Annotated in this window: 10 protein-coding genes; 3 read left to right on the forward strand and 7 right to left on the reverse strand. The window is 59.1% G+C overall.

What is annotated here, in order from left to right:
• The first annotated feature begins 149 nt into the window (after positions 1–149).
• Together FHT78_RS08680 and FHT78_RS08685 are read left to right on the forward strand one after the other, a co-directional pair.
• Positions 150–1,553: an FAD/NAD(P)-binding protein gene (locus tag FHT78_RS08680; RefSeq protein WP_183742584.1), complete on the forward strand. Its 1,404-nt coding sequence runs from the start codon at positions 150–152 to the stop codon at positions 1,551–1,553.
• 78 nt (positions 1,554–1,631) lie between these two features.
• Positions 1,632–3,557 (forward strand): PAS domain-containing sensor histidine kinase, encoded by a 1,926-nt coding sequence (locus tag FHT78_RS08685; RefSeq protein ID WP_183742586.1) that lies wholly within the window; start codon positions 1,632–1,634, stop codon positions 3,555–3,557.
• A gap of 5 nt (positions 3,558–3,562) precedes the next feature.
• Here the strand turns inward: FHT78_RS08685 and FHT78_RS08690 are convergent, their stop codons facing one another.
• From FHT78_RS08690 to cyoA, 5 genes are read right to left on the reverse strand one after another with little or no spacing between them, the layout of a single operon-like run.
• Complete coding sequence (locus FHT78_RS08690; RefSeq protein WP_183742588.1) at positions 3,563–4,324, reverse strand: SURF1 family protein; 762 nt, start codon at positions 4,322–4,324, stop codon at positions 3,563–3,565.
• A 46-nt stretch (positions 4,325–4,370) separates the two neighbouring features.
• Positions 4,371–4,772, reverse strand: coding sequence for a cytochrome o ubiquinol oxidase subunit IV (gene cyoD / locus FHT78_RS08695; protein ID WP_183742590.1), 402 nt, complete (start codon positions 4,770–4,772; stop codon positions 4,371–4,373).
• Positions 4,769–5,389, reverse strand: a complete 621-nt coding sequence (gene cyoC / locus FHT78_RS08700) for a cytochrome o ubiquinol oxidase subunit III (RefSeq protein WP_183742592.1) — start codon at positions 5,387–5,389, stop codon at positions 4,769–4,771. Before cyoC ends, cyoD begins: the two co-directional genes overlap by 4 nt.
• 6 nt (positions 5,390–5,395) lie before the next feature.
• Positions 5,396–7,399, reverse strand: coding sequence for a cytochrome o ubiquinol oxidase subunit I (gene cyoB / locus FHT78_RS08705; protein ID WP_183742594.1), 2,004 nt, complete (start codon positions 7,397–7,399; stop codon positions 5,396–5,398).
• Between the two features lie 42 nt (positions 7,400–7,441).
• Entirely contained in the window at positions 7,442–8,605 is a 1,164-nt protein-coding gene (cyoA, locus tag FHT78_RS08710; RefSeq protein ID WP_183742596.1) for a ubiquinol oxidase subunit II, read from the reverse strand.
• A 373-nt stretch (positions 8,606–8,978) separates the two neighbouring features.
• On the opposite strand from cyoA, the gene FHT78_RS08715 reads away from it, so the two are divergent.
• Positions 8,979–10,310 (forward strand): MFS transporter, encoded by a 1,332-nt coding sequence (locus FHT78_RS08715; protein ID WP_183742598.1) that lies wholly within the window; start codon positions 8,979–8,981, stop codon positions 10,308–10,310.
• 71 nt (positions 10,311–10,381) lie between these two features.
• Here the strand turns inward: FHT78_RS08715 and FHT78_RS08720 are convergent, their stop codons facing one another.
• The gene (locus tag FHT78_RS08720; RefSeq protein WP_183742600.1) at positions 10,382–10,849 is read right to left on the reverse strand and encodes a cyclic nucleotide-binding domain-containing protein; all 468 of its coding nucleotides are present in this window, start codon (positions 10,847–10,849) and stop codon (positions 10,382–10,384) included.
• 95 nt (positions 10,850–10,944) lie between these two features.
• Complete coding sequence (locus FHT78_RS08725; protein ID WP_183742601.1) at positions 10,945–13,659, reverse strand: ABC transporter transmembrane domain-containing protein; 2,715 nt, start codon at positions 13,657–13,659, stop codon at positions 10,945–10,947.
• Between the last annotated feature and the right edge of the window lie 75 nt (positions 13,660–13,734).

The following is a 13,734-nucleotide window of genomic DNA, read 5'->3' on the forward strand; positions in this document are numbered from 1 at the left end:
CTATAGGTCGGGCGAGGATGCCTTTTCCGACCCAGATTTGGCGGCGAACGTTTTGAATGGCCGCATGAACCTGCCCAACGCATGACTTCAGATATCCTGCGTTGAAACCTCGATCGAGACACGTGCGGATGAGCCGCAAGGGAGTTGAGATGACGGTTCAGGGACTTTTTTCCGGCAAGGCGAATGCGGCCGCCCAGATTTCAGCCGTACCGCGCATTGCGATCGTCGGCCGCGGTTTTTCCGGTATGATGATGGCAGTGGCACTGATGCGCACCGTGCGCACGCCTTTCCACCTCCAGCTCTTCGATCCGAACTCCACGGTCAATGGCGGCCAGGCATTGGCGTCGACAAGATCCTCGACCATCCTCAATACGCGTGTGCGTGATCTCTCCGTTTCGCTCGGCGATCCTGATGATTTCAATGACTGGCTCTGTAGCAACGCTGAATTCCGCGCCGCCGTACCAGCCGCCATCCCCGGCTTCCGGCAAATCTTCGTACCCAGGGAAATCTTCAGCGACTACGTCTACCAGCGCTTTTCCGAAGCGCTCGCCGCCCGTCGGGACATCACCGTCCAGGTCTGCCATGATCCGGTTGTGGCAATCCGCAGGAGCCATGGCAGCCGGTTCCTGCTTGAAAGTGCCAATCCGTCCAATCCGCTTTTCGATATCGTGATTCTCGCGACAGGTTACGGCCTGCCTCGACCTCACGAAGAGCCGGAGGTTTCACCGGTCAGGGCGCAGCGCCTTGTCGCCCGGCCGCATACGGTTCTGCTCGGCAGCGGCATTCGCGTCGTGGACCAACTGCTGCAGCTTCGCGATGGCGGTTACACCGGCCAGATAACGATCATTTCACGGCACGGTTTCCTGCCGCAGAGCCATACGCCGAACTCCGCCGATCCAGTCTTCCCGGCCGAGGCGCTACCGCATAGCCTGCCCGATATCGTCAGTTTCATCCGCCACGCCTGCCGCGAAGCGGAAGAGGAGGGGCGAAGCTGGCAGTCGATCATGAACGGCCTTCGCAGGCACGCCCGTTCGCTCTGGCGATCGCTGCCAGCGCGTCAGAAGCGTCAGTTCAACCGGCATCTGCGGGCAATCTATGACAGTCACCGCAACCGCCTGCCGGAGGCGATGCATCTGCGCCTCAAGCAGGAGCTTGCCGAGGGCAGTACGGTGCTCAGGCGCGGCCGCGCCGGGCGTCGAGGTCTCAGCGGCCTGTTCTTCACGCCGTCCGGTTCATCGAGCGAAGAAGTCATCCATGCCGAACGCATCATCGATTGCCGCTGCCATGCGCCGGATCTTTCTGCTCCTCTGATTCAAAGCTTGTTCGCGGCGCGGCTCGCCATGCCTGACGAGCTCGCGCTTGGCCTGGCGGTCAATGCATGCGGCGAAACGTTCCTGGACGACGGCTCGTCGGTCGACGGGGTTTTTGCGGTCGGTCCTCTCGGCCTCGGCAGCCTGCCGGACATCGATCTCGTGCCTGAGATCGTCACTCAGGCTTATTCGGCGTCAGAACGCATTGCGGAACGCTTCTATCCGCAGAGCCAAGCCGTCTGAGGTAATTCGCAGCGCTTCTCTGGAACCATCCCCACGAACTAGCGTTATAATGCGCTGGTAATTCGTTTAGAGGGGCAGATGGAAGCTGTGGATAGATATGATACCTCTCTTGAGGATGAGGGGCGTTTCCGGGTGCTCGTCGATGCGATCACCGACTATGCAATCTATATGTTGAGCCCTGAAGGTTACGTGGCGAGCTGGAATTCCGGCGCTCAGCGCTTCAAGGGTTATCGCGCTTCCGAAATCCTCGGCCAGCATTTCTCCCGATTCTATCTCGATGCCGACAGGGAGGCTGGTCTGCCCGCCCGGGCGCTCAAAATCGCGGCGACGGAAGGACGCTTCGAGGGAGAGGGCTGGTGCCAACGCAAGGATGGCACGCGTTTTTGGGCGCACGTCATCATCGATCCGATCCGTCATGCCTCCGGCGAGCTGATTGGTTTTGCCAAGATCATCCGCGACCTGACGGAGCGCAGGGCGGCCGAGAACGCGTTAAAGCGCAGCGAAGAGCAGTTTCGACTTCTTGTTCAAGGTGTGTCTGATTACGCGATCTACATGCTCGACCCGGAGGGCAACGTGACGAGCTGGAATTCCGGGGCCGAACGCATCAAGGGTTATCGCTCGGAAGAGATCATCGGCCGGCACTTTTCCACATTCTACACGGATGAGGATCGCCTCAACGGATTGCCTCAGCTGGCATTGGCCACCGCTAGCCGCGACGGACGGTTCGAACGAGAAGGCTGGCGCGTACGCAAGGACGGGTCACGCTTTTGGGCAAGTGTCGTGATCGATGCGATTAGGGACGATTACGGCGGGCTGATCGGCTTTGCCAAGATCACCCGCGACATTACCGAGAAGCTGGAGACGCAGCATGCGCTGGAGCGGACCCGTGAAGAACTTTTCCAGGCGCAGAAGATGGAGGCGATCGGCCAATTGACCGGCGGGATCGCTCACGACTTCAACAACCTGCTGATGGCGGTGCTGGGCAGCCTCGAAATCCTCAAGAAGCGCATGCCGCAGGATCCTGTTTTGTCGCCCCTTGTCGACAATGCCATACAAGGCGCACAGCGCGGCGCGGCGCTGACCCAACGGATGCTCGCCTTTTCCCGCCGCCAGGAGCTGCAAGTGGAGAGGATCGATGTGTCTGAGCTCCTGCGTGGCATGATGGACATGGTCTCTCGCTCCATCGGCCCGATCGCCTCGCTTGAAACCGAATTCCCCGAAAGCCTCCCGACGATCGCTACCGATCCGACTCAACTGGAGACGGCGGTGCTCAATCTCGTCGTCAATGCCCGTGACGCCATGCCCGGCGGCGGAATTATCAGGATCAAAGCCACTGAAGAGATCGTGCCTGACGGTGGTACTATGGCGGCCGGTCATTATGTACGCGTCGCCGTTACCGATGAGGGCGAAGGCATGGACGAGGAGACGCTGAAACGGGCGGTAACTCCGTTCTTCACGACCAAGGGCGTCGGCAAGGGAACGGGCCTCGGCCTCTCCATGGTGCAAGGACTCGCCGGTCAGTCCGGCGGCAGGCTCATACTGAACAGCCGGCTGGGTGAAGGCACCGCCGCCGAGCTATGGTTTCCGGTCACGGAAGCCAAAAGCGCCGTTGAAGAGCCCGAACAATCCGTGCCCGAAGCAGCAAATAGCTCACGACCGTTGCGCATCCTTGCAGTCGACGATGACGGGCTGGTTCTGATGAACACGGCGCTGATGCTGGAGGATCTCGGCCACACCGTGATCGAGGCGACGGCCGGCGCCGACGCGCTCGACATTCTTCGCCACGAAAGCGTCGATCTCGTTATCTCTGATCACGCCATGCCGCGGATGACAGGCTCGCAGCTTGCGCTCGCAATACGAAGCGAGTGGCCGGACATGCCAATCATTCTCGCGACCGGTTTTGCCGAGATTCCCGAGGGTGCAGGCATCACCGATATACCGCGCCTCGGTAAACCCTTTTCACAGGCGCAGCTTGCCGAGGCGATCAGCCGCATTGCGCAATAGATCACTCAAGGAAAAGCTCTGCGGACCCTGAACTCGCTCTGTGCGATATAGACCAGCAGCCCCGCCACCATGAGCGCCAGCACATACCAGGTGACCGCATAGACAAGGTGGTTGTTCGGGAAATCGAGGACCGTCAGCCCTCCGACGGGCAAGCCGCCGGCATTGGATGTCGCCTCCGCGTCGATGAAAAAGGGGCCAATGTCCGCAATACCACGCTTTTCGGCGATGGCTGAGACATCGCGCGAATACCAGCGGTCGGCAGCCGGATCGTTGGAGCGCAGCACCATGCCCCTTGGCTCCGTCATGCGCATCAGCCCGGTGATACCGGCCGGCCCATCGATCTCGCTTTCCGGTCGCGAGGCGGGGTCGCGGCGGTCTGTCGGCACAAAGCCGCGATTAATCAATATCGCGCTGCCGTCCGCAAGCCTTAGTGGCGTCAGCACCCAATAGCCGGCGCCGAGCGCTGTTGATGCTGCGACCAGCGTTTCCTTGCCGTTTTCGAAGGTGCCTGTTGCCGTTACCCGCCGGTATTCGTCATCGGCGGCATTAACCTTGGCCCAGTCGGCGCGAGTCGGCGGGGCGACGGGCTCGGCATGAACGCGCGCATCGACGCGGGCGATTAGATCGAGCTTCCAGGCGAGTCGATAGACCTGCCAGGTGCCGAGCGCGATCAGGGTGGCGACGAGGGCAAGAAGGCCGATGCCAAGGATCGCAAGTGTGACGGCCGAACGTGGCCTGTCCTGTCGGTCGGAAGAGATATCGGTCATAGATAAACCGCAACGGGCGGCGTTGTCGCCGCCCGTTCCTTTGCCTTTATGGCATGTTCTTCATCATTTCAGGGCTCATCGGCATCATGTTCGTGTTCAGGTGATACATGACCCAGAGAGAGCCCGAGAGAGCAATCGCGATGATGATGATCGTGAAGATCAGTGCCATGATCGTCCAGCCGCCTTCCGATTTCGTATTCATGTGCAGGAAGAAGATCATGTGAACGACGATCTGCACGGCGCCGAGCGCCATCACCAAGATGGCGGTTACGATATGATTTTCGAAGACCTCTCCCATGACGAGCCAGAAAGGGATGGCAGTCAGGATGACGGATAGAATGAAGCCCGTCACGTAGCTCTTGAAACTGCCGTGGCCGGCTTGGTGTCCATGGCTGTGGCCGTGGTGAGCCTCGTGGGCATCCTCATGTGCGGGTGCTTGCGAACTCATCCGAGAACTCCCATCAGGTAAACGAAGGAAAAGACGCCGATCCAGACGACGTCGAGGAAGTGCCAGAACATGGAAAGGCACATCAGGCGGCGACGATTGGCTTCATGCAGGCCATGCATGGAGACCTGCACCATCAGCGTGATCAGCCAGATGATGCCGGAGGTAACGTGCAGACCGTGCGTACCGACCAGCGTAAAGAAAGACGACAGGAAAGCGCTGCGCTGTGGACCGGCGCCCTCGTGGATGAGGTGTACGAACTCGTAAAGCTCAAGGCCGACGAACGCCGCGCCGAAAAGGCCGGTCACTGCCAGCCAGAACAGCGTTTCCGCCTTTGCGTTTCGCTCCATCTGCAGCATCGCAAACCCATAAGTGATGGAGGAGAGCAACAGCATCGAGGTGTTGATGGCGACCAGGGGCAGATCGAAGAGATCGGCCGGCGACGGGCCGGCGGCATAACTGCGGCCGAGCACGGCATGGGTGGCAAACAGCACCGAGAAAATCAGGCTGTCGCTCATCAGATAGAGCCAGAAGCCGAGATTGGTGCTGTTCTCCGGATGATGGTCTTCCGTAAGGTAGAATTCAGGCTTTTGGGCCGTGTCGACAGTTTGATCGCTCATGGTCTCTTACACCTGTTCGGCAAGCAACTTTGTGCGCTTGCCTTCCGTTTCGGTGACTTCGTCCGCAGGAATGTAGAAGTCACGCTTGTAGTTGAACGTATGGCCGATCGCGACGACGAGCAGGGCGACGGCGGAGACGACGACGAGCCACCACATGTACCAGATCAGGCCGAAGGCAAGCGCGACGCTGATGGCGGACAGAATCGCGCCGGTACCGGTATTCTTCGGCATGTGGATCGGCTTGAAGCCGCCGAGCGGACGCTCGTAGCCGCGGTTCTTCATGTCGTACCAGCTGTCGTGATCGTGTACGACCGGTGTGAAGGCGAAATTGTACTCCGGCGGCGGCGATGAGGTCGACCATTCCAGCGTGCGGCCATCCCACGGATCGCCGCTATCGTCACGCAGTTCCTCACGCTTCATGAAGGATACGACGATCTGGATCAGGAAAGACGCGATGCCAAGCGCGATCAGACCGACGCCGAAGGCGGCAATGATGAACCAGATCTGCAGCGACGGATCTTCGAACTGGCTCATCCGCCGGGTGATGCCCATCAGGCCGAGCACGTAGAGCGGCATGAAGGCGAACCAGAAGCCTATCTGCCAGAACCAGAAGCTCATCTTGCCCCAGAAAGGATCGAGCTTGAAGCCGAAGGCTTTCGGGAACCAGTAGTTCACACCGGCGAACATGCCGAAGAGAACGCCGCCAATGATCACGTTATGAAAGTGGGCGATCAGGAAGAGTGAGTTGTGCAGCACGAAGTCGGCCGGCGGTACGGCAAGCATGACGCCCGTCATGCCGCCGATAACGAAGGTCACCATGAAGCCGACCGTCCACAGCATCGGCACCTCGTAGCGGATACGGCCGCGGTACATGGTGAAGAGCCAGTTGAACATCTTCGCCCCCGTCGGGATCGAGATGATCATTGTGGTGATCCCGAAGAAGGAGTTGACGGAAGCACCCGAACCCATCGTGAAGAAGTGATGCAGCCAGACGAGGTAGGAGAGGATCATAATCACGCAGGTGGCGTAGACCATCGAGGCGTAGCCGAAGAGGCGTTTGCCGGAGAAGGTCGCGACCACTTCCGAGAAGATGCCGAATGCCGGCAGCACGAGGATGTAGACTTCGGGATGGCCCCAGATCCAGATGAGGTTGATGTACATCATCGGATTGCCGCCGAGATCGTTCGTGAAGAAGTTCGTGCCGGCATAGCGGTCGAGCGACAGGAGAGCGAGCGTTGCAGTCAGGATCGGGAAGGAAGCGACGATCAGGATGTTGGTGCAGAGCGCGGTCCAGGTAAAGACCGGCATCTTCATGAAGGTCATGCCCGGCGCGCGCATCTTCACGATGGTCGCGATCAGATTGATGCCTGATAGCGTCGTGCCGACACCGGCGACCTGCAGGCCCCAGATATAATAATCGACGCCGACACCTGGACTATAGGCGGCACCCGACAGCGGCGGATAAGCGAGCCAGCCGGTCTGGGCGAACTCGCCAATGAAGAGCGAGAGCATGATGATGATTGCGCCCGCCGTTGTCATCCAGAACGAGAAGTTGTTGAGGAAGGGGAATGAGACGTCGCGCGCGCCGATCTGCAGCGGCACGACGAAGTTCATGAGACCGGTGACGAAGGGCATCGCCACGAAGAAGATCATGATGACGCCGTGGGCGGTGAAGATCTGGTCGTAATGGTGCGGCGGCAGGTAGCCTTCATTGCCGTTGAAGGCGATTGCCTGCTGGCCACGCATCAGAAGCGCGTCGGAGAAGCCGCGCAAAAGCATGATGACGGCCAGGATCACATACATTATGCCGATCTTCTTGTGATCGACGCTGCAGATCCAGTCGCGCCAGAGCGGATCCCAGAACTTGAAATAGGTGATGATGCCAAGCACTGCGATGGCGCCGATGACGACGCCGATGAAGGTCACGACCAGGATCGGCTCGTGATAGGGGATCGCATCGAGGGTCAACCGGCCGAAGATGAACTTCAGGAGGTCAGGATTGGAAAACATGGAACAACCCGTTCATTATGTCTTGCGACGCAAAGCGCCAGGTTAATTGTTATTGTTGAGCTGTGCCGGCGCCGGATCGCCGCCATTGCCCGAGCCGGGCATCGAATGACCCTCATGCTGCATGTCCATTCCGGGCATGTTCTGCATCCTGTTGCCATCAATGCTTTCGGCCGGCTCGCTGCGTGCGGGTGCGCCCGTTGCAGGCACGGTGGCCGCGGGCGCGACGATCCCTTCGTCCGCATGGCGATTGTCGTAGGTCAGCTTTTCGCGGTTTTCTTCGCTTTCCTTGCCGCCGCCGCCCATCATGTCGATGTGCATCATCTCGTTCATGCACATCTTCCCGGGCGTGGCGCACATATTGAGGATCGCGTCGTAGAGCTCGGCATCGGCGCCGGCATAGTAGCGCACCGGTTCCTTCTCGCTTGGCTTTTCGAGTTTCAGGTAAGCGTCGCGGTTCAGCATCGTGCCCTGCTGCTTGACTTGCGCCACCCAAGCGTCGAAGCCTTGCTGGTTCAGGCCGTGGAACTTGAAGCGCATATGTGAGAAGCCTTCGCCGCTGTAATTTGCGGAGAAGCCATCATATTCGCCTTCCTTATTGATGACGGCGTGCAGCTTCGTTTCCATACCCGGCATAGCGTAGATCTGACCGGCGAGGGCGGGGATGTAGAAGGAGTTCATCACCGAAGAGGAGGTGATCTTGAAATTGATCGGCACATCGACCGGCGCTGCGAGCTCGTTGACGGTCGCGATGCCGAGGTCGGGATAGAAGAATAGCCACTTCCAGTCGAGTGCCACGACCTCGACGGTCAACGGCTTGGTATCGGCCGGAATGGCACGGTCCGCATCGATGCGGTCAAGTGGACGGTAGGGATCGAGCTTATGCGTGGAAATCCAGGTGACTGCGCCGAGCGCGATGATGATGGCAAGCGGCGCCGACCAGATCACGATTTCGAGGCGGGTCGAATGATGCCATTCCGGTGCATAGGTCGCGGCCGTATTCGAGCGCCGGTAGCGCCAGGCGAAAAACAGCGTGAGGAAGATCACCGGAATGATGATCAAAAGCATCAGGACCGTCGACACGACGATGAGGTCGCGCTGTTGGGCTGCGATGTCGCCCGAAGGCGACATGACCACCATGTTGCATCCTGCCAAAAAAAACAGCGGCAAGATTAATAGAAGGCGGGAAAACTTCTGCAGTTTTGGCACGTCTCTAAGCTCTTTTTGTTTCGTTCGATTGCCGACTAAAGCACTGGCACAATGAGCGATATGAGGTCTTTGGTCGCAGTGCAACATGCATTTTGCACCGCGGGAGAAGTCAGCTTCCACGGCGCCCACAAATCCTGATAAAAGTCAGAAGGAAATTTCCGGCGCCGCCACGTATATAGCCGAAAAGCAAGACCTTGCCCAATGAAACTCTGGAATAAGTTGACGCAGGTATCACGCGATGTTTCCATCGCATCGATTTTTGAGAATTCGCGCCAACTATTTGCGCCATCAGGACTTGATAAGCTGCAAATATGGAACAAGATCAGCTTGAGGTGCTTTGCAAAGGGCACCTTAAACGAGGGAGGCGTTTCATATGGCTACTGCCACACATTTAGGACCATCATCATCATCGCTGGAGCGGGATGCGCGGCGCATTCACGATGACAAGCCGGTTTCGCCCGGTAGCATCGCCATCGGCGTGGTGATCGGTCGCATGTCCGAGTTTTTTGATTTCTTCGTTTACGGCCTCGCATCCGTACTCGTCTTTCCACAGCTCATCTTTCCTTTCGCGCCGGACCGGCTGACGGGCACGCTCTATTCTTTCGCGATTTTCTCGCTGGCCTTCCTTGCTCGTCCCGTAGGCTCTGTCGTTTTCATGACGATCGACCGCTTCTACGGACGTGGCACTAAGCTCACCATCGCGCTCTTCCTGCTCGGCGGCTCAACTGCATCGATTGCCTTCCTGCCGGGCTATGATGAAATCGGCTACTGGGCGATCGCGCTGTTGGCCCTCTTCCGGCTTGGCCAAGGCTTTGCGCTCGGCGGAGCGTGGGATGGCCTTGCGTCGCTGCTTGCTCTCAACGCGCCGCCGAATCATCGCGGCTGGTATGCAATGATCCCGCAGCTCGGCGCGCCTATCGGCTTTGCGCTGGCAAGCATCCTATTCGGTTACTTCGTCGCCAACCTTTCTTCGGAAGACTTCCTCTCATGGGGCTGGCGTTACCCGTTCTTCGTCGCCTTCGCGATCAACGTCGTTGCTCTCTTTGCCCGCCTTCGGCTTGTCATGACCAAAGAGTTCGGCACGCTGCTGGAGCAGCATGAGCTTGAAGCAGCGCCGATCCTCGACGTGCTGCGCGTCCACGGCCGCGATATCCTGATCGGGGCCTTCGTGCCGCTCGCAAGCTTTGCTATGTTCCACCTCGTTACCATCTTCCCGCTCGGCTGGATGAGCCTTTACGGCAACCAACCGATCGGTGCCTTCATGGTGGTACAGGTCATCGGCGCCATGGTCGGTATCGTTGCCATCATAGCCTCGGGCATGATTGCCGACCGCATCGGCCGGCGGAAGCAACTGGCGATTTGCGCCATTCTGATCGCGATCTTCAGCTTCGTCGGGCCGCTTCTGATCGGTGCCGGCAACAGCGGCCACGATGCCTTCGTCATCATCGGCTTTGGCGTGCTTGGCCTCTCCTTCGGCCAGGCGACAGGCTCGATCTCGTCGCGTTTCGGCCGCGGCTATCGCTATACGGGTGCCGCATTCACGTCGGATCTTGCCTGGCTGGTCGGTGCGGGCTTCGCGCCGCTGGTGGCGCTCAGCCTGTCCAGCCAGTTCGGCCTGACCTTCGTCGGCTATTACCTGCTCTCGGGAGCGATCTGCACGCTGGCGGCTCTCGCCTTCAACAGGGCGCTGGAACAGCGCGAATAGTGCAGGAAGCACAAAGAAAGGCGCGCTTGGGAAACCCGGCGTGCCTTTTCATTTGGGATCTCTTTTGAAGTTCACTGCGCCATCTGGGGCTGTTTAGAAGCGCGCGCAGCGGTCAGTTCGGCGGTCGTGTGGTTGAGACGGTCAGCAAGCACTCGCATGATTTCTACCGCCATTTCCGGAAAATCGCTTAGAAGCTTGAGGAAGTGTTCCTTGCTGATACGCAGGACTTCGAGCGGTGAAGTGGCGCGCACGGTCGCGGTACGCGAGACGTCGCAGAGGATGGCGATTTCCCCGACGATAGAATTGACTTCGACATCGGCAACCTTGATCTCGCCGGCAGGAGAGGCAACGATGATATCGGCCGTGCCTGACAGAACCACGTAGGCGGCGTCGCCGACATCGCCCTGACGAAACAGGTTCTGGCCGGCCCGGTATGTCATACGGTCGGAGGTGAAAGCCAAGAGTTTGAGCTTCGCTGGTGCGATCCTCGAGAAGATCGGCACCCGCCGCAGCATTTCGACTTCATCTCTCAACAGCATGAGCGTTACAACTCCCTGCCGCATGGTCCTTGATCATGCGCTAAAAACCAACTCAAGCGCCTTGCGGGCGCCGTCCGTGCCGCCCCAATAGAATATTACGATAACAGTTCCTTGAACATCCCGTTTTTCTCGGAAAGTTCCGGATAGTTGCCCGCCTCGGCAAGATTGCCGCGCTCGAAGAGCAAAATTCGATCGAAGATTTCCGCCAGTTTGGCGTTGGACAGCACCCAGATGATTGCCGGGCGCTTGCCTTCTTCGTGCAGACCTTCGATGATGTTGTGAGTGATCTGATCCTGGATACGCTGGTCGAGCGCCGGGATCGGCCGGTTGAAGATGAAGTAGTCGGAGCGTTTGAGCAGAGCCCGGGCAAGATTGAGCTTCTGACGCTGCACCCCGGTCAGGCGCTTGCCGCCGGTGCCGACATCGAATTCCAGCCCGATCGACAGTACGTCGTCATAGAGATCGAGCGCATCGAAGAGTTCTCCCATGATGAGGCGAATGCGGTCGGAGGCATCGGCCTGCTGATAGGCGATGCGACCGAAGAGCACATTGTCCATTAGACTCGCCGAGGCCGTGAAGCGATTGATGTCATAACGCTCGATCAGCTCGGCCAGATCGCTGGGGATGTTCTCGTGGAACTGCTTACGGGCGCTGACAATCTTGTCCGTCAGCGTCTGGGTCAAGAGACCGAAGCGATGCCGCGGTTCGATATAGGCGAAGCTTAAGCGGATGATGCTTGCTCGGTCCTCCGGCGTCGCATCCTCGAAGCGCTTGCCTTGGAGCTTCTGCAGCAGTGCCTGATAGGTCGGAATGTCATCCGCCGTCATGAAGGTAAGCTGCTGGAAGAAAGGGTGGTCCGGCGGCAGGTCGTGGAAGAGTTCCACTGCGTTTTCGGCGATTTCCAGCCCCATCGTGTAGAGGTCGGTACTCAGCCCGGTTTCGCGGAAGAGCTGCTGGAAATAGGGATGGCCGGCAAGCCGCCGGTTGTTCATCAGCGGCCGCTTCATCGTGCCGAAGAGCAGGTTTTCGCCGACGGTCGCCTGCGTGTTGTAGGTGTCGAAATCGAATGGCACGACGATGGCGTCGAGATTTTCCGCGGTCAGACGTTCGCGCAACGATGTTCTGAGTTCCACGATATGGCTGCCGAGTGCCGTGTGAACCTCGGTATTGACGGTGGATCGCAGCGCCAGATCCAGAATGTCCTGCGACATCATCACGGCGTCGAGCACCGGCCGGATCGCCTTCAGAAGATCTTCAGGTCCGTTGGCGCCCGCAGCGTTGTAGTCTACCCAATCACTGTTGAGATCGAGCGTGGGATTGCCTGCCTTCTGCGATTCCGCAACGTGCCATTTGTATTCCTGCGCTGCCTTGCCGTCATATTCGGGTTCTTTCATCGGCGCATGCTTGAGGCCGTAGACCAGATTGTCGCGCAGCGTGCCGTGGAAGAAATAACTCTCGGCAGAGGCATAGGAAATGCGCCGGCCAGTGACCGATTCCGGCAGATCCAGCAGATCCTGTCCGTCGATGGTGATGCGGCCGGAATCCGGCCAGACGAGACGGCCGAGCGCTTCGGCGAAGGCTTCCGCACCGCTCCCGTTCGGCCCGACGATCGCAACCGTCTCGTTCGGCTTGATCTCGACCGAGACATGATCGACGAGGCGCGCGCCGCTGTCGTCGCTGACGGAGAGATTGGTGACGACGAGGGCGCTTGTCAGCGGTGCGACCGGCGCTGTGGCGAGTTCCTGAATGCGGCTGTCGATCAGCGGCTCGACATTGAACTGCTCGTAGACCTGCGCATACTTGACTTGCACGTCCTGGCGCATCTGGTCCCAATCGATCAATTCCTTCAGCGGGCCGGGTAGGTCCTTGTAGGCGGAAATGACGGCGACGAGCTGACCGATGTCTAGCCGGCCCTGCAGTGCCAGGTAACCGCCGATCGCGTAGAAGAGGAAGGGCGTGACCTGGGCGAGGAAGTTGTTGATGAATTTGACCAGGAATTTCCACTGGTAAAGGTCGTAGCGGATAGAGAAGATACGGCCGAGGCGGGTTGCGATATCGGCGCGTTCGAAGTTGGAGGTGTCGTTGCCGTGGATCGTGCCGATACCGTCGACGATCTCGCCGACGCGGCCGGAGAGTTCACGTGCGGTCAGCTGGCGCTGACGCCCGAGTTCCAGCAGGCGCTTGCGCATGCGGGGGATGACCACAGCCTGCACGCCGACGATGGCAGCCGCGATCATGCCCAGCCAGAAATTCTGGATGATGATGAAGGCAAGCGCGGTAATCGCCTGGCCGCCGAGAAGGGCGGGCGAGACGAATGCATCGCCGGTGAAGCCGCCCATCGGCTCCACCTCGTCCTTGATCATGGTGGCGATTTCAGCAGACTTCACCCGCTTGAAATGGGCGGGCGGGAAGCGCAGCACGCGATCGATGAGCTCGAAGCGGATGCGGCGCAGCATACGCTCACCGAGCCGGCCCTTATAGGTATTGATATAGAACTTGAAGAGGCCGTTCAGCACCACCAGCGCCAGGAAGACGAGGCTCAGCGCCATCAGCATCTGAAGGCGGTTAAGCTCCAGGCCCCTGAAGAATTCGACATGACCGATGAACGGTATGTCGTAAGCGATGTGCATGAAGATCTGTCTTGCGCCCGGCCCTTCGAAGCCGTCACCCTGAATAGGTCCGTTGACGATCTGCTTCGGCAGGTCGAAGGACAGGAAATAGGGCACCATGGAAGCTGCGACGACCAGCAGAATCCAGAGCTGCTGCAATCGCGTGTTCTTCCAGATGTAGCGCGCGAGGCTTTTTTCCATGGCTAACCGTCAGACTGTTGGAAAAGTCCGGACAGCGACCCTGATGCTGAGGAAGAGGGAATCTTCGAGTACAGG

The organism is Rhizobium sp. BK196, assembly GCF_014193255.1.
Taxonomy (GTDB): domain Bacteria; phylum Pseudomonadota; class Alphaproteobacteria; order Rhizobiales; family Rhizobiaceae; genus Rhizobium.

Coding starts and splice junctions, on each gene's coding strand:
- FHT78_RS08680 (WP_183742584.1), top strand. CDS start 150: ATGACGGTTCAGGGACTTTTTTCCGGCAAGGCGAATGCGGCCGCCCAG.
- FHT78_RS08685 (WP_183742586.1), top strand. CDS start 1,632: ATGGAAGCTGTGGATAGATATGATACCTCTCTTGAGGATGAGGGGCGT.
- FHT78_RS08690 (WP_183742588.1), bottom strand. CDS start 4,324: ATGACCGATATCTCTTCCGACCGACAGGACAGGCCACGTTCGGCCGTC.
- cyoD (WP_183742590.1), bottom strand. CDS start 4,772: ATGAGTTCGCAAGCACCCGCACATGAGGATGCCCACGAGGCTCACCAC.
- cyoC (WP_183742592.1), bottom strand. CDS start 5,389: ATGAGCGATCAAACTGTCGACACGGCCCAAAAGCCTGAATTCTACCTT.
- cyoB (WP_183742594.1), bottom strand. CDS start 7,399: ATGTTTTCCAATCCTGACCTCCTGAAGTTCATCTTCGGCCGGTTGACC.
- FHT78_RS08715 (WP_183742598.1), top strand. CDS start 8,979: ATGGCTACTGCCACACATTTAGGACCATCATCATCATCGCTGGAGCGG.
- FHT78_RS08720 (WP_183742600.1), bottom strand. CDS start 10,849: ATGCTGTTGAGAGATGAAGTCGAAATGCTGCGGCGGGTGCCGATCTTC.
- FHT78_RS08725 (WP_183742601.1), bottom strand. CDS start 13,659: ATGGAAAAAAGCCTCGCGCGCTACATCTGGAAGAACACGCGATTGCAG.